The organism is Paraburkholderia sp. BCC1876 (assembly GCF_902833695.1).
GTDB lineage: Bacteria > Pseudomonadota > Gammaproteobacteria > Burkholderiales > Burkholderiaceae > Paraburkholderia.
Map to the genome: position 1 here is coordinate 838,605 of NZ_CADFGI010000002.1, position 21,009 is coordinate 859,613.

The window sequence follows — 21,009 nt, forward strand, 5'->3', positions numbered from 1 at the left end:
CCGGTTACAGCGAGCCAAAGCACGTCAAAGCGCGCCACCACCGGCCGCACGGCCGCCCAAAAAACGCAAAAATCCAGCCGCCGCCCGGCGTCTTGGTAGGATTGCGCCTTTCCCAGCAGACGGTAAGCTAGATTGACGCGCCTGATCATCCCCCTCCTGGCGGCCTTGGACAAAGGCCTTACCCGAGTGAACGCGCCTATCGCGCGGGCCATGTGGCATGTGCGCCATCCGACCCGGCGCGGCCTCGCGTGGGCCGTTGCGGCCAGTCCGTTGCTGCTGGTGCTGTACGTGCTGGTGCTGATTCCGTTCACGCCCAGCATCGGCGATATTCGCAAGGCCAAGATCGAGCAGCCGGCGCAGATTCTGTCGGCGGACGGCAAGCTGCTGGCCGAATTCAAGCCGTCCAACCGCGAGTGGGTCAAGCTCAAGGACATTTCGCCGAACGTGGTGAACGCGCTGATCGCCACCGAAGATCACCGCTTCTACCAGCATTGGGGCCTCGACTGGCGCCGCACGGCATCGGCGGCGCTGCATACGTTTTCCGGCGACCGCCAGGGCGGCTCGACGATCACGCAGCAGCTCGCGCGCAATCTGTATCCGGACGAAATCGGCCGCGCGCCGACGCTGACCCGCAAGATCAAGGAAGCGATCACGGCCTTCAAGATCGAGGCGCTCTACACCAAGGACGAGATTCTCGAGACCTACCTGAACACGGTGCCGTTCCTCTATAACGCGTACGGCATCGAGATGGCGGCGCGCACCTATTTCGACAAATCGGCGTCCGACCTGACCGTGCTGGAAAGCGCGACGCTCACCGGCATGCTCAAGGGCAACAGCTACTACAACCCGGTGCTGAATCCCGAGCGCGCGTTGCAGCGGCGCAATACGGTGCTCGGTCAAATGGTCAAGTACGGCAAGCTGACGCCCGCCGCCTTTCAGACGCTGCAGCGCAAGCCGTTGCGGATCGATTTCGAGCGTCAGACCGAGCCGCCGGGCCCCGCGCCGCACTTCGCGCAACAGCTGCGCAAGTGGCTCGCCGCGTGGGCCGATCGCAACGACTACAACCTCTATGCCGACGGCCTCGTCGTGCGCACCACGATCGATTCGCGTCTGCAGACCATGGCCACCCAGGCGGTGACGCTGCAGGGCAACCAGTTGCAGGGCATCGCCAATTCGGCGTGGGGCACGCGCTCGGGCTGCTCGAACGGCCGTGATCTGTTGCAAACCTTCCTGCGCGAAACGCCGGAGTATCAGGCCGCGAAAAGCACGGGCCTGAGCGACGCGGACGCATTGAAGCAGGTCTCATCCGACCGCGGCTTCGTGCAGTCGCTGTGCGAAACCAAGACGCGCGTGCAAGCCGATTTTCTGGCGATGGACCCGCGCAACGGCCAGATCAGGGCATGGGTCGGCAGCCGCGACTTCACCCAGGACCCGTTCGATCACGTGCAGCAGGCACGTCGTCAGCCGGGTTCGACTTTCAAGCCGTTCGTCTATGCGGCAGCCTTCGAAGCGGGCGCGAAGCCGACCGACACGTTCGTCGACAAGCCCGTCGAAATCCAGTTGGCCGGCGGCGAAGTCTGGCGTCCGAACGACGAGGACGAACCGAGCGACCGCGCGATCAGCCTGCGCGACGGTCTGGCGTTTTCGCGCAACCGCATCACCGCGCAACTGATGGAAACGGTCGGCCCGAACAAGGTCGCACGACTCGCCCGCGCGATGGGTGTGCGGGACAGCGAACTGGACCCGGTGCCGTCGCTCGCGCTGGGCACGAGCCCGGTCACGCTAAAAGAAATGGTCTCGGCCTACGGCACGATCGCCAACCTCGGCGGCTACGTGGAGCCGGTCATGGTCACGCGCATCGAAAACCGCAAGGGCGATGTGCTGGCCGAGTTCGCGCCGGTGTCGCCGAAACAGGAACTGCCCGCCGACGCGGACCGCATGCTGATCGACATCATGCGCGACGTCGTGAATCGGGGCACCGGATCGAGCATTCGCAGCCGCTTCGGCGTACGCGGCGATGTCGCGGGCAAGACGGGCACGACGCAGGGCAACGCGGACGGCTGGTTCATCCTGATTCATCCGCAACTCGTGGCGGGCGCGTGGGTCGGCTTCAACGACAGCCGCGTGACCCTGCGCAGCGACTACTGGGGGCAGGGAGCGCATAGCGCGCTGCCGATCGTCGGCGATTTCTTCCAGCGCGCGCAGCGCTCGAAGCTGGTGGACAGCCGCGTGAAGTTCGCGACGGAGCAGGAGCCGGGCTGGTTTGCCGAGCGCACCGGCCGCTTGCGTGACTGGTTCCAGCAGGTGTTGTCGTCGCCTGAAAAGCCTGAGGCGCCGGTCGTGACGCGCAGTACGACGCGTCGTGCGGCGCCGGCGCCGGCGCCGGCGGTGGTGGCGGGGGCTTCGACGGCGGCGTCTTCAGGGGCTTCGGTGTCTTCGGCGTTTTCGGCATCTTCCGCATCGGCGGCGTCCGCTGCGGCGACCGAGCCGCGCGCGTTGCCGCCGTTGCTTGGCATGCCTGCATCGGCATCGGCGCCGGTGGCGGCGAGCGGACCGGTCGACGGCGAAGCGCGCGGCAATGGCGAAGCCGCTTCCTCGCCTACACCCACACCGGACGATATCGGATCGCCGGACACGGGCGGCGCGTCGGCGAATGCGCCGACGGGCGGTAATGCTTCACCTTGAGGGAAGAGCCGGCCCAGTTCAGTGGCAAGAGCAAGGGTCCGGCGGCGTGTGGCGTCCGGCTCGATCCATCACAGCGAAGACTATGAACCCAAACCTATAGGCCCAAACAGACGAGGGCGCTGCCCGTTCCGTTGCCGAAAGTCGCGGGCCGGCGGCCGTTGTGATGACCTCGGCCGACATAGCGACGCGCCCGCGCCTCGCATGGCGGCAAATGGACAATCCGAGACCACCGTGGGGGCCGCGCGGATCTCTTGCGACCCGTTAGACATCGCCCTCGAAGGTCCATTCAGCATTTTGTCAGGCGTGCGATCGCACCGTTCGCGTGCCGTGTAAAATACCCGACCAAAATGCCGGTTTTTCAGCACGTCAGAGACTTCGATAGGCGCGCCCCGTTGCTGAACGGTCGCCCACCAGAAAACGGGTGCGCTCGCCGGGCCCTCGAACTCTAACCGGTTCCCCATCTCGAAGGGAACACACGTTCGAACAAAATCGAATCGGCAATCTACAAACAGGATTTCGATGCAAGGAATTTCCGTTGTCGTCCCCGTATACCGCTCCGCAGCAACGCTTCAGCCTTTGGTCGAGCGGCTGATGCCCGTCCTTCAGCGGGCCGCGGAACGCCATGAAATTATCTTTGTGGAAGATGGCGGACTCGACACGTCCTGGACCGTAATAGAAGCGCTCGCGGCAAGTCATCCGCAGGTAAAGGGCATCCGGCTCAGCCGGAATTATGGTCAACACAACGCGCTGCTGTGTGGCATCCGGGCAGCAAACTACCCGGTGGTCGTCACGCTGGACGACGACTTGCAGCATCCTCCAGAGGAAATCCCGCGACTCCTCGCCCAACTCGAGGCTGGATTTGACGTCGTCTACGGTGCACCCGAACGCGAGCAGCACAGTTTTCTGCGCGACAAGGCGTCGATCGTCACCAAAATCGCGCTGCAGAATGCAATGGGCGCGCAGACCGCGCGCCACGTCAGCGCATTTCGTGCGTTCCGTACTGGTTTGCGGGACGCTTTCGTCGCGTACCAAAGCCCGTTCGTGTCGATCGACGTTCTCCTGACATGGGGCACCACGCGCTTCACGCACGTCATGGTTCGGCACGATCCGCGCGCTGTCGGCGTGTCCAACTACACCCTTCGCAAGCTCTTCACCCATGCGATGAACATGGTGACCGGCTTCAGTACTGTGCCGCTGCAGATTGCCAGCTTTGTCGGCTTTGGTTTCACCGCCTTCGGAATTGTGCTGTTCTGTTACGTGCTTGCCCGCTACTTCATCGATCGGACCACTGTTCCCGGTTTCCCGTTTCTTGCGTCGATCATCGCCATCTTTTCCGGCGCCCAGTTGTTTGCGCTTGGCATGATCGGTGAATATCTGGCTCGCATGCACTTTCGCAGCATGGGTCGGCCCGCCTATGCGATTGCCAGCGTACTGAACCGTTCTGAAGAGCAGGTCGCGCCGAACCGCGTAGAGGGCGCGGTCAAGTGAAAAAGCTCACACTCTTCCTGATGACGAAGAAGGGCTATACGCTGCTTGCCGATCTCATCGCGCAATTTCACCCCTTGTTCGAACTCGTGGTGATCGGCCGGGACGCTTCACTGGACAACGATTACCACGACGAAATTGCCGGCCTGTGCGAGCAATATGGATTGCGCACGCGCGAACGCACGCCCGAGCTCACGATCGACACTGATTTCGCAATGGCCGTTTCGTGGCGCTGGATGATTGATTTTCCGGCCGAGCGGCTGATTGTTTTCCATGATTCGCTGTTGCCGCGCTATCGTGGATTCAATCCGCTTGTATCCTGCCTGATCAACGGCGAGGAACAGATCGGCGTCACCGCGTTGCAGGGCGCAGAACAATACGACGCGGGGCCGATACTCGCGCAGTCGAGTACGCGCATCCAGTACCCCTGCACGATCGCCCGTGCCGTCGATCTCGTTGCCGCGAACTACCGCGAGACAGCGGAATGCGTGCTGCGGCAATTGGCGGGTGGTGGCCCGCTTACAGCGATTCCCCAGGATGAGAGCCTGGCGAGCTTCAGTCTCTGGCGAGACGACGAAGATTACTGGATGCAGTGGGAGCGCCCGGCGACCTGGTTGGCTCGCTTTGTCGATGCGGTGGGCTCACCCTACAAGGGCGCTCATACGCTGGTCAACGGTGAATCCGCGCGCGTACTCGCCGCGCAACCATTGCCGGATGTTCGGGTTGAAAACCGCGAAGCTGGAAAAGTGATCTGGATGGAAGATGCCTGTCCCGTCGTGGTTTGCGGTGAAGGCCTGCTTCGTGTGACTGAACTGATCGACGGTGAGACCGGCGCATCGTTGCTGCCGCTCGAACGCTTTCGCACGCGTTTCGGATAGCCGTTCCATGCAGACAAGCAGGCAACTGGCAAGATTCGTGATAGTTGGCATCGCCTCCAACGCCGTTCTATATGTGCTGTATCTCTTGGCCACGAGTATGGGTATTGGGCACAAAGTCGCAATGACCGGCCTGTTCGCGCTAGGAATCGGTCAAACCTTCTTCTTTAACAAGAAATGGTCGTTCCAGCACAGCGGGCAGAATGGATCGACATTCATTCGCTATCTTGCGGCTTATTGCGCCGCCTACGGCATCAACCTGGTGGCAATGATGATATTCGTGGATCGCTATCATGTTTCAGATCGACTCGTGCAAGCCGTCATGATTGTTGTGGTCGCCGCTTTCATGTTTGTCGCACAACGCCTATGGGTCTTCCCGGCATCCAGCCGGTCTTTTGTGGAACAGGAATGAAAGTTTGTCCAAGATGTGGGGACGCCAACGTGAACGACGCGTGGCATTGCGACGCTTGCGGAGCAACCGCGCCTACGGTGGAGGGTGTTCTTTCTTTGAGTCCGACCCTGTCGAATGCGACTAGTGGCTTTCGTCCGGAATATTTCGAGCGCCTTGCCGAAGTGGAGGAGCGCAACTTCTGGTTCCGGGCGCGCAATCGGCTCATCGTCTGGGCCGCGTCGCCATACATGACGCCCGCCGCGCACTTCTGCGAGGTCGGCTGCGGCACGGGCTACGTGCTGGCGGGACTCGCCAACGCATTTCCGGCCACGAAATTCTCCGCAACGGAAATCTACGCGGACGCTCTGGCGTTTGCTTCCCGGCGCGTGCCGCACGCTTCGTTCTATCAAATGGATGCGCGGCACATTCCGTTCGACGGCGAATTCAACGTGATGGGCGCATTCGACGTGCTCGAACACATTGAAGAGGACGAGCGCGTCCTCGCGGAAATGCATCGTGCCCTCGCACCAGAAGGGCAGTTGATCATTACCGTCCCACAGCATCCATTCATGTGGAGTCAACAGGACGAGCAGGTTTGCCACGTGAGGCGTTACCGCGCTGCGGAAATGCGTCAGAAGTTGCAGAACGCCGGGTACACCGTCCGATTGATGACGTCGTTCGTCAGTCTGCTGTTTCCGCTGATGTATCTGACCCGGCGGCGTCCCCGCGTCGACGATGCCGATTACGACATGACGGCCGACCTTCGGCTCGGCCGCTTGACCAACGGTATTCTTGAAGGCGCAATGAGCCTCGAAAGCGCATTTATACGGCGGGGCCTGCGCATACCATTTGGTGGCTCCCTGCTGATTGTTGCCCAAAAGAACCGCTGAGATTAATCATGACTGCTCCTTCATTCGCGATTCCGTTCAATCGTCCGTACATGACGGGCAAAGAATTAACGTACATCACGCAGGCGCACTCACAAGGGCACCTCGCTGGCGACGGACCGTTCACCGAACGGTGTCACACCATGCTGGAGGAAGGCACAGGATCGCTGCAGGCCTTGCTCACCCACTCATGCACGGCCGCGCTTGAGATGGCTGCGCTGTTGCTGGACCTGCAACCCGGCGATGAGATCATCATGCCGTCGTACACGTTCGTGTCGACGGCCAATGCATTCGCCTTGCGCGGTGCGGTGCCGGTATTTGTCGATATCAGACAGGACACACTCAATCTCGATGAACGGCTGGTCGAGGCGGCGATCACGCCGCGAACCCGCGCGATCGCCGTGGTCCACTACGCGGGCGTGGCGTGTGAAATGGACACCTTGCTGGCCATTGCCGAACGCCATGGCCTTTTCGTCATCGAAGACGCTGCTCAAGGCGTGATGGCGACTTACAAGGGTCGGACGTTAGGGGCACTGGGCCAGCTCGGCGCGTACAGTTTTCACGAGACAAAGAACGTTATCAGCGGTGAAGGCGGGGCTCTGCTTGTCAATCGTGAAGATTTGCGCCTGCGGGCTGAAATCATTCGTGAGAAAGGCACTGACCGCAGCCGCTTTTTCCGCGGCGAGGTCGACAAATACACCTGGCAGTCGATCGGTTCTTCTTTCTTGCCGAGCGAACTGACTGCGGCGTTTCTATGCGCGCAACTCGAAGAGGCCACGGATCTCACGCGTCGCCGGCTTGCGCTCTGGGATAACTATCACACGTTGCTTTCCCGGCTTGAGACGGCCGGGGCGTTAAGGCGCCCGGTTATTCCCTCCGAGTGCGCACACAACGGCCATATGTACTACGTGATTCTGGACAAGGCGGCCGACCGGCAGCACGTTCTGAGTTCGCTGAAGGCTAAGGGCATTCACGCTGTGTTTCACTATGTTCCGCTTCATTCGGCGCCGGGCGGTCAACGCCTCGGACGATCGCACGGCCCACTTCCCGTAACGGACGACATGGCCAGCCGTCTGATCCGCCTGCCATTGTGGATCGGCCTGACGAACGACCAGCAAATGCATGTTGTGGACGCACTTGCCCGAGCCATCGAGAACGTCGGCGGCATGTAATAGATGTCCAACCGGACGCGTGTTATTTCAGGCAAGCGATAATAAATTTTCATGATGTCAAAGCCCGCAGATTTTCAGGTCAGGCAGCACTCTCCGTCTCTTGCTGTTCTGGTTATTGTTGTATTGGCCGTGTTTCTGTTGATCGTGGCGGCCGGCCTGTTCGTCCCCGTTTATAGCGACGAAGCCGCGACGAAAATGATGCGCGGCATGTTTTTCGCGAATGACTGGAAATACAACACGCTCCTGCCGCAATGCAATCGGGACTATTTGCGCAGCGTTCCCGCTTTGCTTTACCCGGGAGCGTTCGCCTACGACCTGATCTATGGACGCGCGACGCCGCTCGGCATACGGCTTCTCGGTATGGCTACCGACCTGTGCTGGCTCGTGCTCACGGCTGGGGCAATCCGTGTTCTGACGAAGCCGAAGCATCTGCACTGGGCGTTGCTTGCCGCGGTTACGTCGGTATGCGGACTGGGGGTCTTGCCTTTGACACTGGTCATGGCGCGCGGCGAGCAGGTCATGCTCGTTCTGCTCACGCTGTTCCTGTGCCTGCCTGCATTGACGGCGCGCTTTGCAGGAAGCACCAGTCGCGCGAGGGTATTGGCCTGCGCGATCCTGTTTTGCCTCGCGGTGTCGGTCTTCTTCTACACCCACCCCAAGACCCTGTTTTTCTTTCCGGTCGTGTTGACGTCGTGCGTGCTGTGTTTCTGGCGACATAGCCGGGCGTTGACACTTGTCGTGGCGGGCTTCGTGCTGGCGACGGTGTGGCAAAGCCTCGTTTTCGCCGGCGCGCTGACAAAATGTGCCGGCGCGCCGATGTTTTCGTCGCAATGGCTATCGCTAGTGACGCCAACGGGTCAGTTGCTTTCTGATCCGCTGGGATTCCTCAATGCACTTTGGGTGAATGTCCACACCGCGCCTGGCGCGATTGTCGATCAGCTGATTTTTGCTGACCAGTATCAGTCAGCCTGGCTTGCCGCATCACCGGGCGTTGCTGCAATGCCGTTGATCACGTGGATCAACCCGCTCATTCGCGCTGTGATCGTAGCGATCTTCGGCGTTGCCGCGATCCTGCCGCCGCTTGGCTTTGCGTTGAAACTCATGCGGCGCCGGCTGGACGGTGCGGCTTGCTGCATGGTGGCCTTGTGGCTTGGTCTGTTCGGGCACATGGCCTTATATCGATCGTGGAACTTCTATACCGGCACGCTGACGGTTCCTCTCGCGGCTCTGCTTGCCGTCTCGACCCTGGTGGCACTCGGCTCGCTGATGCCCGCCCGAATCGTTAAAGGCATCACGATCGCCGCGCTGTTTTCGTTGAGTCTGCTCTTCGTGGGTAGCGCGGCACTGCTGCTGTCGAAAGTGCTGCCCCCAACGATCGAGAATCAGCGCACAGCGCAGATCGGGCTGCCGGGTCAACCTCTGTCGATCCCGGCGCTCGGTTATGGCCGCGAGCGAAACCAGATTCGCGAGTTCGCGGCGCAGTGCCACGTCCAGGGCGACGCTTCCCGTCACCTGGTCATCGACAATCTGACCTTTTTCGCATTCGACGGCCTGCGCGAACCGCTCCAATCCGACTACGTCAATGACCAAGCCTTCGGCGTGGACTATCCAGGCGAAGCGACAATCAAGTTGTTGAAAGAGGCGGGGGCGCGTGACATCGTTGCCCAGTGCGGGTTGCTGTCACCGACTTTATTGGCTCATGCTCACCGCGAGGGCAATCTTTGCTGCCTTCATCTGGACTGAGCAGACTGGCATAACAAACCCTGTACGGCATGGTGATCCGCTGGCCGCCCCCAGCGCGCCGCGATCCCGTCCTGCCTGCACCTCCACTTACATCCGGTGACATTGTTAAGCCCCTCGCAACAGTGTTTTCAGTCGGTGAGGCTGATCTTCGTCACGCGATTGCGGATAATTTCATCCTCGATGAACCGGATAAAAAGTGCAGGTGATATATGTTCAACACGGTCCCGGAGCGGCGCCCCGAGCGGCAGGCGGCTTCCGTTGCGTTTGGCGGGCGGGGTTCCCAGGATTCCTCGTCCAGCGGCTGGCGCGCGCTGATCGCCGCCGCGCTCGCGTGTGCGAGTCTCGTGGGGTGTGCGTCGGCAACCGACGTCGTCGCCACGGACAAACCCGGCACCTACACGGTGGCCGCCAGCGCGACCGGCGGCCGGATGGCCTGGGCGCGCGCGCACGAGCACGCCATGAGCGAGGCGCGCGACTATTGCGAGAGTCGCGGCATGATGACCAGCGTGACGACGGAAAGCGTGAGCGGCGTGCAGATGCTGACCGAGCATGGGTCGTCGGTTAATTTCGAGTGCCATCCGAAGTTCTGATCGCGTATTAACGGCCGCGTCCCTGTTGGACTATCTATCGCGACTTTATCGGCGCAACCCAGGATGATATTGCCGATTCCGTAACCGGCGAATATGCCGTACTCACAGCGAATGAAAAAATGCTGGCCGCATACGGATTTTAACGACGCCGACTCGATTTATTCCGTGCTAATGGGCATCATTTTTCGGGTTTGCATTGGCGAAGAAAGAACTGTTGGGTATTCTCTCGTGCAAAGTCGAAACTATTCCAAAGGCACACAACCATGGCAATCTCCAGCGATAGCCTGACCCGTCCGGCGCGGCTCCTGCAACTCGCTTCCTGGGCGATCGCGATCGTGTTCGCCGTGTTTCTGAATATGCTCGGCAGCCTCGTGATCCGCGACATGGCCTTCGCGCCGCGCGGCGGCCCGCCAGCGATCGAGCAATTTGCGGACGTCCCGGCTAAAGCGCGGCTGGACGCAGCGAAACGCGACCTGCAGGCGCAGCACGACACGCTGGATGAGAAGGCGCAAACGCTCGAGGTGGCGCATCGCCGCGCTGTCAAAGACTACGCGGACGCGCGAGAAAGTTTCCGCAACTGGCTGGCCACCCGCTCGGTAACGGGCGACAGCACGCGCGACCCGGACCTGCAGGCGCGCACGCGCAAGCTGGACGCGTTGCAGGCGGTGGCGATCGTCTGGCAGCATCAGATCGATGCGCTCGACGACCAGCAACGCGCGCTGGCAGTCAGGCAGGCGCAGTTGGACACGCAAAGCGCCAATGCGGACGCGGCAGCCGAACGCCGCTTCGACGAGGCGACGCGGCACTATGAATTGCAGGTGTTCGGTCTGCGGCTTGCGCTGACGCTGCCGATTCTGCTGATTGGGATCTGGTTGTTCATCCGCTACCGCAAGGCGCGTTACTGGCCGTTCGTCTACGGTTTCGGCCTGTTTGCGTTGAGCGCGTTTTTTATCGAACTGGTCCCGTATCTGCCTGACTTCGGCGGCTATGTGCGGGTGCTGGTCGGCATCGCGCTGACCGTGTTCGCCGGGCTGTACATGATGAGGGCGTTCCAGCGCTACGCCGAGCGCAAGCGTATCGAGTTGCAGCAGGATCAGGGCGAGCGCGCACGCGCCATTGGCTATGACAAGGCGGTTCGCTCGCTGGAAAAGAAGCGCTGCCCGTCATGCGACAAACAATGGAATCTCGGCGGCGACGACTCCACGTTCTGCGTGCATTGCGGACTGAAGCTCTTCAATCTATGCGCATGCCTCGGCCGGAATTTCTTCTTCTTTCCGCATTGCCACCAATGCGGAGCCGCGCAGGACAATGCGGCGCCGGCTTCCGAGGCTGGCGCGTCGCCGCACACTCAATAGCGGGAAAGATCGCCTGCGCGAATCGGGCTATCGGATATGAACCGGAAAGACGCGGTGCGATGCCGTTCATTCGACAATCGCGCAGCGGATAAATCCTCATGTGCGAGTGCGGCTTTGACGTTGCCATCTAAACGCTATACGCCGGGCGTTCTACTCGATTAGAATCCAATGCGATTAACCGGCTTAAAAAACGGCGTGCTCGTTTCAGTTTAAGAGGGTGGCCATTTCCCAACAGTTCGGCGCGTGTTTGTCGAATGATTGCGCCGCGAGGTTTTTACCATTCCATGCGCCGATATTCAAACCCTACGTTGCCGGCTGTCACGCCGCCAATCGCACCAATCGCACCAATCGCACCAATCGCACCAATCGCACCAATCGCACCAATCGCGCTCTCGCCGCAGCCCATGAGCGCCGCCCAATGCGCGCTGATCGAACGCCTCGACGCGTATTCGCTCGACGCGCCGAACGTCGCGCTGCCGTACAGCGTGCGCCTCGCGCAGCGCGAGGGCTGGTCGAGCGACCATACCGCCGAGGTGATCGCCGAATACAAGCGCTTCACGTTTCTCGCGGTGTCGACGGGGCAAGTCGCGACGCCGTCCAAAGCGGTGGATGCCGCGTGGCATCTGCACCTCGAATACACCCGGGAATACTGGGACGTCTTTTGCGTTCAGGTGTTGGGCGTGCCGCTGCATCACACACCGGGCAATGGCTCGCCCGGCGAGGCTGAGGGTTATGCGCGGGCTTACGCACAAACGCTCGACGACTACCAGCGCCTGTTCGGCACGGAGCCGCCCGCGGCGGTCTGGCCGCGTTTGCCGTCGCGGGCTAGCGCCGTGCAGATTGCGGAGCCGGACGATGCAAAGTCACACAAAGAGCACAAAGACCACATCATCACCCGCCTTGCACGCCGCTGGAGCACCTACCGCGAGCGCCGCTTGCCGCTCAGCGGCCTGGCCTGGCTCACGGCCGCCGTTGCCACATACGCGTACGCGGGCGACTTCACCACCATCGACTTCAACGTCCTGAACTACGCGGGACGAGACTTCCTGCAGTTCTATCTGGCGCTATGTTTCGGTGTTCTGCTACTGATCTACTGGGCGCAAAAATTCGAACACCGTCGACGCACATGGGGCGTCCACGGCGCGCCTCACGCGATCCGCTCGATGACGCCCGACCAGGCCGCGTTCCTCACCGGCGGTGTGCAACGCATGGCCCGCGTCGCGACGCTCGCGCTAATCGATGCCGGCGCGATCAGCTTTTCGCCTTTCCCGAGCGGAAAGCCCTCCGTGAAGGCCGAGAATATCGCCATGGCTGGCCGTTATGCGTCGGAGTGGCAATGGTTGCGGTCGAGAAAAGACGGACGGGCCGATTACGTGGCGTTCCGCGCGCAATTGATGCTGCAGGAAAAATCGTTCGACGCGGAGTTGATCGAAAGCGGCTGGCTATGGAAGCGCGGCGGCATGGAGGGTTTGCTGTTCGTCGCGCGTGCGCTGGCGCTGTGTGTGGCGGCACTCGGCTTCGCGAAGATTTGCGTCGGCATGAGCCGTGACCGGCCGGTCTTGCTGCTGGTGATCGGCGTAATCCTGTTTGCGCTTGCCTATGTGATCGTCATGAAGCGGCTGCCGGGCTTGGGCCGCAGCGGGCCGACGAAGGGCGGCCAGCAGGCGCTTGCGGAATGCAGCGCGCGTTTTGCGGTGGCGTGGAGTCTGTCTGGCCAGCAGGGCCAGCAGAAACAAGCGGGCCAACCAGGCCAACCCGCCCAACCCCGCGAGCAGAGCGCACCGAACGACGCAGGTTTATCCGACGCGCTGCTGTGGCGCACGGCGCTACTCGGTGTCGGGGCGCTGTCGGGCACGGCATGGGCCACCTATGAGCGCGCCCTCAACGTGCCGGCGGTGGTGAGCAGCAGCAGTTCCGGCAGCGGCATCGACGGCAGCAGGTGCAGCTCCAGCAGTTGCAGTTCGAGCAGTTGCAGCAGTTCCAGCAGTTGCAGTTCAAGTAGCTGCGGCGGTTGCTCTAACAACTAAGCCGCAACTAAGCCGCAACCAGGCCGGACCTAAGCCGCACCGGCCCCTCAATTCACATACAGATACCGCACCAGGTGAAAAAACACCGGCGCGGCAAAGCAGATCGAATCGACGCGATCGAGCGCACCGCCGTGTCCGGCGATCATCGACCCCCAGTCTTTCGCCCCGAGCGAGCGTTTCACCGCGGACAGCACCAGTCCGCCGACGAACCCCGCCAGCACGATAGCGAGCGACATCAGAAACGCCGCGCCGAAACTGAACGGCGTGATCCGGTAAAGCGCCGCCCCCGACAACGTAGCGAGCAGCCCGCCGCCGATAAACCCCTCGACGGTTTTCGAAGGACTCAGCTTCGGCGCGATCTTGCGTTTGCCGAACAGCTTGCCGACCACGTACTGAAACACGTCGCTGATCTGCACCACCAGCAGGAAGAAGAACAGCAACAGCGCGTTTTCGCCCTGATAGCCGGGAATATCCAGAATCAGCAGCGCGGGCGCGTGACTCAGGCCGTAGACGCACACCATCAACGCCCAATGAATCTTCGAACTGCGGCTGAGGAACTCATGCGTGTCCTGCGTGAGCGCGGACACCAGCGACAACGTGATGAACAGATGCACCGGCACGAAGATCGAGAACATGCCGTACCAGTTCACCCATAGCAGCAGGTACTGCACCGGAATGGCAATGAAGAAGCAGATAAACAGCGTGGTGTGATCGCTCGGCGAAGTGGGCGTCAGCGTGATGAATTCGCGCAGCGCCATATACGACACGAAGGCGAACACGATGTAAGTGGCGGTCGACCCCAGGCCGATCGCGATCGCCATGATCGCGATCATTCCCCACCACGCGCGAATCCGCTGATTCAGATTGGCGATGGTCGTGCTGCGCCCGCCGTCGCGCCAGGCGAGCAGGCCGCCGATCACCGAAGCGATCGCCAGAAAGCCGGTCAGGCCGGCCACGAGTTCCCAGAACGCGGTTCTCATCGTGTGTGTTTCCCCGTTGTTGTTATGCGAGTCCCGTCAATCCGCGTGGCTTACCGGCGAAAGTTCGACGATGCGCTCCCGTGCGCGCTGCAGAAAGTCCGCCTTGGGCTCGTTATCGGCCAGCGTGATCGTGGCGCCGAAATGCACCTTGCAGATCAGCGGCACTGGCCAGATCGCGCCCTTGGGCATGATGCGCTGCAGGTTCTCCAGATAGACCGGGCACAACTCGACCGTGGGAAACTCGCCGGCGAGCCGGTACAGGCCGCTTTTGAACGCCTGCGGCAAGGCCTCGGCGCTGCGCGTGCCTTCCGGAAAAATAATGATCGAATAGCCGAGCCGCAATGCTTCGCGCACCGGCTCCAGCGGATCGCCGTCGCCTTCTTTCTTGCGGTCGATCAGCACCACGTTGAGCAGGTTATTGGCGATATGCACCTTGGCCTTGCCGCGCTCCCAATAGTCGCGCGCCGCGACCGGCCGCACCTGTGAGCGCAACTCGCCGGGCAGCGCGGCGAGAATCGCCAGCGTGTCGACGTGGCTGGTGTGATTCGAGAAATAAATCTTCTGCGTTGCGTTCGGTGTGCCGTGATGCCAGACCGGATAGGCGCCCGCCACGAGACGCACCACACCCAGCAGACAATCGCGTTGCCATGCGTGCCAGATACTCATTGAATCCGACTCATTGATTGCGCCATTCTGAACGCCGGTGGCGTTTCGGTCGCGGCATTATGACGATTTTTTCTGACGATCACCACATCGATTTAAAGAGCAGGGTGAATCTTGACCTTTCCTCCCATTTAAATGACGATGTCGCTGTTTCTAATAGCTCGAAAAAACCGCTCGCGATAATTTCGTTTCCGGGCAATTCGTGTATGGGCCGGTCAACCCGTTTGAACTGTTAAATAAATATGAGCGTCTACGCACTCAAACCGAAGTTCCAGAATCTGCTGCGGCCTTTGGTGCGCCAGCTCGCGCGCGGCGGCGTAACGGCCAATCAGGTCACGGTAACGGCAGCGCTCGGCTCGATCGTGGTGGGCGGCGTCGCGGCGGCGGGCTTTTACCGGCTGTTCCTGCTGATTCCGATCTGGCTATTTCTGCGCATGGCGCTCAATGCGGTCGATGGAATGCTGGCGCGTGAATTCGGACAAAAGAGCGCGCTCGGCGCGTATTTGAACGAGTTAGGCGACGTGATTTCCGACATCGCACTCGTTTTACCGTTTCTGGCCATTCCCGCATTCAATGCCGCGGATATCTGGGCGTTCGCGCTGGCCGCCGTGGTAGTCGAATGCGCGGGGTTGATCGGGCCGCTGGCGGGCGCCACGCGCCGCTACGACGGCCCGCTCGGCAAGAGCGATCGCGCGGTGGTGATCGGCGCCTTCGGCCTGTGGATCGGCCTCGGCCTGACGGTCGCGCCGTGGGCCACGTGGCTGTGGCGCGTGCTGGTTTTGCTGGCGCTCGTGACGATTGGCCAACGGGTGCGCAACGGGGTCGCCGAGGCGCGCTGAAGCAGAAACCCGGCGGGGCACGCAGCCAGGCCGCGAGTACCATTCCACGTTCGAGGGGACTTCCATGACGATCCGCACTGCCGGGGAACACACCTTTGTCACGCACGACGGCGAGGCGCTGTTCTACCGCCATTGGCCGGTGGCCGGCGAACGTTGCCGTGGCGCCGTGCTGCTGTTTCATCGAGGTCACGAACACTCGGCGCGCATGGCGCATCTCGTCGACGAACTCGATCTGCCCGAGCATGCGTTCTTTGCGTGGGACGCGCGCGGCCACGGCCATTCGCCGGGCGAACGCGGCTATAGTCCGAGCGCGGCGGCGTCGGTGCGCGACGTTCAGACGTTCGCCGAGCATATCCGCGACACCTACGGCATCGCGATCGAAGACATGACGGTGATCGGCCAGAGTGTCGGCGCCGTGCTGGCCGCCGCGTGGGTGCACGATTACGCGCCGCCGCTGCGCGCGTTGGTGCTGGCCGCGCCGGCCTTCAGCATCAAGCTTTATGTGCCGCTCGCATTGCCGGCTTTGCGGCTCATGTACAGGCTGCGCGGGCGCTTCTTCGTCAATAGCTATGTGAAGCCGAAGCTGCTGACGCACGACCCCGAGCGCGTCGCGAGTTACCAGTCCGATCCGCTGATCGCGCGTGCCATCGCGGTCAACATGCTGCTCGATCTGCACGACATGGCTCAACGCGTGGTAGCCGACGCCGCCGCGATCAAGGTGCCGACGCAAGTGCTGATTTCCGGCGCCGACTGGGTCGTGCGCCGGCAGCCGCAGGACCAGTTTTACGAACGGCTGAGCTCGGCGCGCAAGGAGCGCATCGTGCTCGACGGTTTCCATCACGACACGCTCGGTGAGTTGGAGCGCAGCCGCGCCATCGCGCCGGTTCGTGCATTCGTGCTACAGGAATACGATGCGCCGAGCGCGCCGGTCTCGTTGCTCGACGCGCATGAGCGCGGGCCGTTCCATGATGAATTCGCAGGCCTGAAACAACCGCCGCAACCGTTGGTGGGCGCCTACTGGGCGTTGGTGCGCGGCGGTTTGCGGCTGTCGTCGTGGTTCTCTTCGGGGATCGCGCTCGGGTTCCAGCGCGGCTTCGATTCCGGCTCGTCGCTCGACTATGTGTACCGCAATCGCGCGGAAGGGCGTTCGCCGCTCGGCCGGCTGATCGACCGCAACTATCTCGACTCGATCGGCTGGCGCGGCATTCGTCAGCGCAAGATTCATATCGAAGCGCTGATCGCCGATGCCATCGCGCGTCTTCGGCGCGAAGGTCAGCCGGTGCGGATCGTCGATATCGCCGCGGGGCACGGGCGCTATGTGCTCGACGCCATTGGCGCGGCCGCACTGAGCCGAACCGGCATCGAACATATTCTGCTGCGCGACTACAGTCCGCCGAATGTCGAGGCCGGCCGCGCGCTGATCATTCAGAAGGGCTTCGGCACGAAGGCGCGTTTCGAACAAGGCGACGCGTTCGACGCCGAAGCGCTCGCCGCGCTCGAACCGCGTCCGAATCTTGCCATCGTGTCCGGGCTATACGAACTGTTCAGCGACAACGCGATGATCCGCGCTTCGCTCGGCGGCCTCGCGCGCTCCGTCGCGCCCGGCGGTTACCTGGTTTATACGGGGCAGCCGTGGCATCCGCAGTTGGAATTCATCGCGCGGACGCTGAAGAACCATCGCGGCGAGGCGGCGTGGGTGATGCGCCGCCGCTCGCAGGCCGAGCTCGATGAGCTGGTGGCGAGCGCGGGCTTTCGCAAGATCGCGCAACGTATCGACGAGTGGGGCATCTTCACCGTCAGCGTCGCGCAACGGGTCGCGGACGTATGAGTAGCAGCGGCGCACGCACCGACGCAAGCGCGTGGCCCCGCGACGCAGCCGCTGCGCGGCCGGCGACTTTTGCACTGAAATGCGTGCTGCTGGCGGCCATGGGTCTCGTGTTCTTTTCGACCTATGGCTTCGCGAACTGGCTGGCCGGACGGCATGCGAGCGTGCCGTCGTTCGCGTTCGGCTGGGAGCATGCCATTCCTTTCTGGCCGTGGACGATCGTGCCGTACTGGTCGATCGATCTGTTGTACGCGCTGTCGTTTTTTCTGTGGCGTTGGCGCGATGAACTGCTCGATCACGTCAAGCGGCTGTTGACGGTGCAGGTTATCTCAGTGGTGTGCTTTATTGCGTGGCCGCTGCGCTTCAGCTTCGAGCGGCCGGCCGCTGGTGGCATGAGCGGCGCGCTGTTCACGCTGCTCGCGGGTTTCGACAAGCCGTTCAACCAGGCGCCGTCGCTGCATATCGGTTTGCTGGTGGTGTTGTGGGCCGTGTATGCGTTGCATGCACGCGGCGCGTGGCGTGGGCTGCTGCACGGCTGGTTCGCGCTGATCGGCATTTCCGTGCTGACCACCTATCAGCATCACGTGATCGATGTGCCGACCGGCGCGGCGGTGGGCTGCTTCGCGCTGTTTCTGTTTCCGCTTCGGCGGGGCGATGGAACGTCCCGCTCGCGTGCCGTCGACGAACCGGTCATGCCCATCGTGCTGGCTCACGCCCGCCGCCTTGCGCGACGCTATGCGGCATTGGCCCTGGTGTTTTTGATTGCCGCCTGCGTGACGATTCCGCATTCGCCGTTCGCGGCGTTGCTGATCGGCTGGATCGCGCTGGCCGTGCTGTGCGTCGCGATTGTCTATTGGCGTGTGGATGCCGGGTTGTATCAGAAGAGCGAAGCGGGCGGTCTCGCGTGGGCGACCGCCGCGCTGTTCCTGCCGACTGTGGTCGGCATGTTCATCAACTCGCGCGCGTGGACGTTTCGTCATGCGTCGTCGTCGCCGGTGGGTCACTCGGTGCTGGTGGGACGTACGCCGACGCGTCGTGAGGCGAGGCTGGCGCGTGCCACCGCGATTGTCGACCTGACCGCTGAAATGCCCGGCTGGGCCCGGCGCGATCCCGCGATCCGCTATGTGTGCGTGCCGCAACTCGACTTGCTGCCGCCGACGCTCGCGCAATTGCAGCAAGCCGTCGCCGCAATCGAGATGTTGCGCGAGCAGGGGCATACGGTGCTGGTGTGCTGTGCGCTCGGCTATTCGCGCAGCGCGTTGACGGTGGCCGCGTGGCTCGCGGCGCATTTGCAGTTGAACGATGCGCAAGCCGCGCTGGCGCTGCTGCGGGAAGCGCGTCCGCAAGTGGTGTTGCGGGCGCCGAGCGTGGCGCTGTTGCAGCGGTATATCGACTGGCGATTGCCAATGCGGCATGAAGCGCCACGCGACCCGCGCCCCGGACCTGAGGTTTGATCATGAACGACACACCCGCCAGCGTGCAATTCAAAATCGCCGCGGCGCGCGGCCTGCTCGACGCCGGACTGATCGTCGCGATCTGCACTCAGGTGGCAGCTTGGGTGGGGCTCGCGCTCGCTTTCGCACTGGGCGCGTGGCCGTGCGTAGCGGTGGTGTGCGTGAGCGGCGCGGTGGCCGTGCTCGCGCTATGGCTGTTGATTCGCGTCGCGATCGATCGCCGGTTGTTCAGCACGCTCGCGCATTCAATCGCGTTGACGAATGAAGACGACGCACTCGCGGCACTCGACCACGCGTTGCAGCGGCTCGGCTGGATCGACGAAACGAAGGCCGGACGCACGCTCGACGCGCGTGTGCGCGGCGTCGCCCGTCTCGTCCGGCTGGTGACGATACTCGCGGTCGTGCAAGTGCTCGTCATAGCCGTCGCGGCACTGATCGGCGCGTTCTGAACCGGCCGCGCACGCAATGACGCGTCGTCGTAATCGCGCGAACACGCACCCGTGGCCGGGCAACGCCGGTTCGCAGCCCTTATTCGAACGCCGTATCGTTCGGATTCGCGTAGACCTTTTTCAATGAGTCGCTCATCGGGAAGTCGAACGTGAGGTTCTTCGGCGGGACCGGTTTCATGAACCACTTGTCGTACATCGCGTTGATCTCCTTGCCCTTCATGATCTGCTGCATCGCATCGTCGACGACTTTCTTGAACTCAGGGTCGTTTTTCCGCAGCATGAATCCATAAGCCTCGGACGATTGCGGCGTGCCGACCAGCACCCAGTCAGCGGGCTTCGCCGTTAGCGAGCGCGCCCCCGCCAGCAAAACGTCATCCATCATGTACGCCACCGCGCGGCCGGTTTCCAGCGTCAGGCGTCCCTCGCCGTAGTCTTTGGCGCTGATGATCTGCATGTTCATTTTCTTCTCTTCGTTCATCTTTCTCAGGATGCGCTCGGACGTCGTCCCCTGATTGGTCACGACCGTCTTGCCCGCGAGATCCGGAAAATCCTTGATGCCGGAGTCTTTGCGCGTCAGCAGCCGGGTCGTGGCCACGAAGAACGTATCGGAAAACGCGACCTGATTTTGCCGGGCGGCAAGGTTGGTCGTCACGCCGCATTCCAGATCGACGGTGCCGTTCTGGACCAGCGAAATGCGGTTCTGCGACGTCACCGGAATGAACCGGACACGCAGTTCGGACCGTTTCGTCTTCGCCTTCACGGCGTCGATGACCTTGTTGCATAGGTCCTGAGAAAAGCCGATGACCTGGTTGTCGCTGTCCACATAGGAAAACGGGACCGACGTCTCGCGATGGCCGATCGAAATCAGGCCGTTGGTTTGAATCTTCGTCATGGTCGGCGTTGCGTCTTGCGCGAGCACGCCCTGTGCGGCCGATGCCAGCACGACCAGCATCAACAATTTTTCCCGGACCATCTCATTCCCCAGTGATATCGAACGATCGTTAGCGGCACGCCATGGCGCCTGGATCCATATGTTGCAGTAAACAAAATAATAACAACATATGTTAACTCCCTACGTGCGACGAGTTTCAGCCGTTGCGGGCGGAAAGGGCCGACGCTTGAATTCGATAGGGTTTCGATAGATCGCGGTACGGATCGTGAGGGATTGCGCACGATCGTGAGCTTTTTGCCGCCGGAATCGCGGCGAGTTACGCCGGTTTACGCGTGCTCGACGGCGGAGGGCGCACCACGCCGGGCCTGCGGGCGGATTGACCGCCGCGAAGCCCGCGTGCCCGTAAGAAGCGGAAACGTGTCTGTAGCCAAACTGTCGCGGCGTCTGACTACTATCGTCTCATCGCCACGCTTTGATGAACGGAGGTGCCGGATGCTTAGCCATCACGAACTCGCGACGCTCATGCTGTTTCGCGACACGGAGAAACGTATCGAGCCGTTGGACCCCGACGTGCTGGCGTTACGCCGGTATGCGCTCGTCGAAGTGCGGCAGCGTCAGCCGCATGAAATGACGCTGCAGTTGACCCGTCGGGGGCGCGAGTTGCTGGCGCGGTTGCAGGGCGGCGAGAAGGAGTGAG

General features: G+C 62.1%; 18 protein-coding genes. 15 read left to right on the forward strand and 3 right to left on the reverse strand.

The genetic code is table 11. The annotated features are described in order from the left end of the window. The first annotated feature begins 210 nt into the window (after positions 1 to 210). From HWY05_RS10210 to HWY05_RS10255, 10 genes are all read left to right on the forward strand, one after another. The gene (locus HWY05_RS10210; protein ID WP_347880805.1) at positions 211 to 2,685 is read left to right on the forward strand and encodes a transglycosylase domain-containing protein; all 2,475 of its coding nucleotides are present in this window, start codon (positions 211 to 213) and stop codon (positions 2,683 to 2,685) included. A 519-nt stretch (positions 2,686 to 3,204) separates the two neighbouring features. Next, positions 3,205 to 4,173: a glycosyltransferase family 2 protein gene (locus HWY05_RS10215; RefSeq protein ID WP_197070197.1), complete on the forward strand. Its 969-nt coding sequence runs from the start codon at positions 3,205 to 3,207 to the stop codon at positions 4,171 to 4,173. Between the two features lie 20 nt (positions 4,174 to 4,193). Further along, complete coding sequence (locus HWY05_RS10220) at positions 4,194 to 5,048, forward strand: formyltransferase family protein (RefSeq protein ID WP_035561770.1); 855 nt, start codon at positions 4,194 to 4,196, stop codon at positions 5,046 to 5,048. A gap of 7 nt (positions 5,049 to 5,055) precedes the next feature. Then, the gene (locus HWY05_RS10225; protein WP_035550055.1) at positions 5,056 to 5,457 is read left to right on the forward strand and encodes a GtrA family protein; all 402 of its coding nucleotides are present in this window, start codon (positions 5,056 to 5,058) and stop codon (positions 5,455 to 5,457) included. Positions 5,458 to 5,486: 29 nt separating this feature from the next. Further along, complete coding sequence (locus HWY05_RS10230) at positions 5,487 to 6,326, forward strand: class I SAM-dependent methyltransferase (RefSeq protein ID WP_197070196.1); 840 nt, start codon at positions 5,487 to 5,489, stop codon at positions 6,324 to 6,326. An 8-nt stretch (positions 6,327 to 6,334) separates the two neighbouring features. Next, the gene (rffA, locus tag HWY05_RS10235; RefSeq protein WP_035550052.1) at positions 6,335 to 7,495 is read left to right on the forward strand and encodes a dTDP-4-amino-4,6-dideoxygalactose transaminase; all 1,161 of its coding nucleotides are present in this window, start codon (positions 6,335 to 6,337) and stop codon (positions 7,493 to 7,495) included. A 51-nt stretch (positions 7,496 to 7,546) separates the two neighbouring features. Then, a complete protein-coding gene (locus HWY05_RS10240) occupies positions 7,547 to 9,238 on the forward strand; it encodes a hypothetical protein (RefSeq protein WP_156126605.1) in 1,692 nt (563 codons plus the stop codon). Positions 9,239 to 9,447: 209 nt separating this feature from the next. Next, positions 9,448 to 9,828 carry a hypothetical protein gene (locus HWY05_RS10245; protein ID WP_176058224.1) on the forward strand — a complete coding sequence of 127 codons (381 nt, stop codon included), beginning with the start codon at positions 9,448 to 9,450 and terminating at the stop codon, positions 9,826 to 9,828. 263 nt (positions 9,829 to 10,091) lie between these two features. Then, positions 10,092 to 11,183 (forward strand): hypothetical protein, encoded by a 1,092-nt coding sequence (locus HWY05_RS10250; protein ID WP_176058225.1) that lies wholly within the window; start codon positions 10,092 to 10,094, stop codon positions 11,181 to 11,183. 404 nt (positions 11,184 to 11,587) lie between these two features. After that, positions 11,588 to 13,210, forward strand: a complete 1,623-nt coding sequence (locus tag HWY05_RS10255) for a TIGR04222 domain-containing membrane protein (RefSeq protein WP_176058226.1) — start codon at positions 11,588 to 11,590, stop codon at positions 13,208 to 13,210. A 47-nt stretch (positions 13,211 to 13,257) separates the two neighbouring features. On the opposite strand, the gene HWY05_RS10260 is transcribed toward HWY05_RS10255, so the two are convergent. After that, a complete protein-coding gene (locus HWY05_RS10260; RefSeq protein WP_035550036.1) occupies positions 13,258 to 14,190 on the reverse strand; it encodes a phosphatidate cytidylyltransferase in 933 nt (310 codons plus the stop codon). Between the two features lie 36 nt (positions 14,191 to 14,226). Continuing rightward, complete coding sequence (locus tag HWY05_RS10265) at positions 14,227 to 14,856, reverse strand: lysophospholipid acyltransferase family protein (protein ID WP_176058227.1); 630 nt, start codon at positions 14,854 to 14,856, stop codon at positions 14,227 to 14,229. A gap of 239 nt (positions 14,857 to 15,095) precedes the next feature. Between HWY05_RS10265 and HWY05_RS10270 the strand changes: the two genes are divergently transcribed. The 4 genes from HWY05_RS10270 (at position 15,096) to HWY05_RS38250 (ending at position 19,420) form a co-directional block, all read left to right on the forward strand. Further along, positions 15,096 to 15,692 carry a CDP-alcohol phosphatidyltransferase family protein gene (locus tag HWY05_RS10270; RefSeq protein ID WP_176058228.1) on the forward strand — a complete coding sequence of 199 codons (597 nt, stop codon included), beginning with the start codon at positions 15,096 to 15,098 and terminating at the stop codon, positions 15,690 to 15,692. Between the two features lie 64 nt (positions 15,693 to 15,756). Further along, on the forward strand, positions 15,757 to 17,520 hold the full coding sequence (locus tag HWY05_RS10275; protein ID WP_176058229.1) for a bifunctional alpha/beta hydrolase/class I SAM-dependent methyltransferase: 1,764 nt from the start codon (positions 15,757 to 15,759) through the stop codon (positions 17,518 to 17,520). Further along, entirely contained in the window at positions 17,517 to 18,971 is a 1,455-nt protein-coding gene (locus HWY05_RS10280) for a phosphatase PAP2/dual specificity phosphatase family protein (protein WP_176058230.1), read from the forward strand. Before HWY05_RS10275 ends, HWY05_RS10280 begins: the two co-directional genes overlap by 4 nt. A gap of 2 nt (positions 18,972 to 18,973) precedes the next feature. Next, the gene (locus HWY05_RS38250) at positions 18,974 to 19,420 is read left to right on the forward strand and encodes a hypothetical protein (protein WP_244146563.1); all 447 of its coding nucleotides are present in this window, start codon (positions 18,974 to 18,976) and stop codon (positions 19,418 to 19,420) included. A 79-nt stretch (positions 19,421 to 19,499) separates the two neighbouring features. Here HWY05_RS38250 and HWY05_RS10290 read toward each other — a convergent pair whose 3' ends face one another. Beyond that, positions 19,500 to 20,372 (reverse strand): glutamate/aspartate ABC transporter substrate-binding protein, encoded by an 873-nt coding sequence (locus HWY05_RS10290; RefSeq protein WP_244146590.1) that lies wholly within the window; start codon positions 20,370 to 20,372, stop codon positions 19,500 to 19,502. A 432-nt stretch (positions 20,373 to 20,804) separates the two neighbouring features. Here HWY05_RS10290 and HWY05_RS10295 point away from each other — a divergent pair, with 432 nt between their 5' ends. Then, positions 20,805 to 21,008 (forward strand): hypothetical protein, encoded by a 204-nt coding sequence (locus HWY05_RS10295; protein WP_176058232.1) that lies wholly within the window; start codon positions 20,805 to 20,807, stop codon positions 21,006 to 21,008. Position 21,009 lies beyond the last annotated feature (1 nt).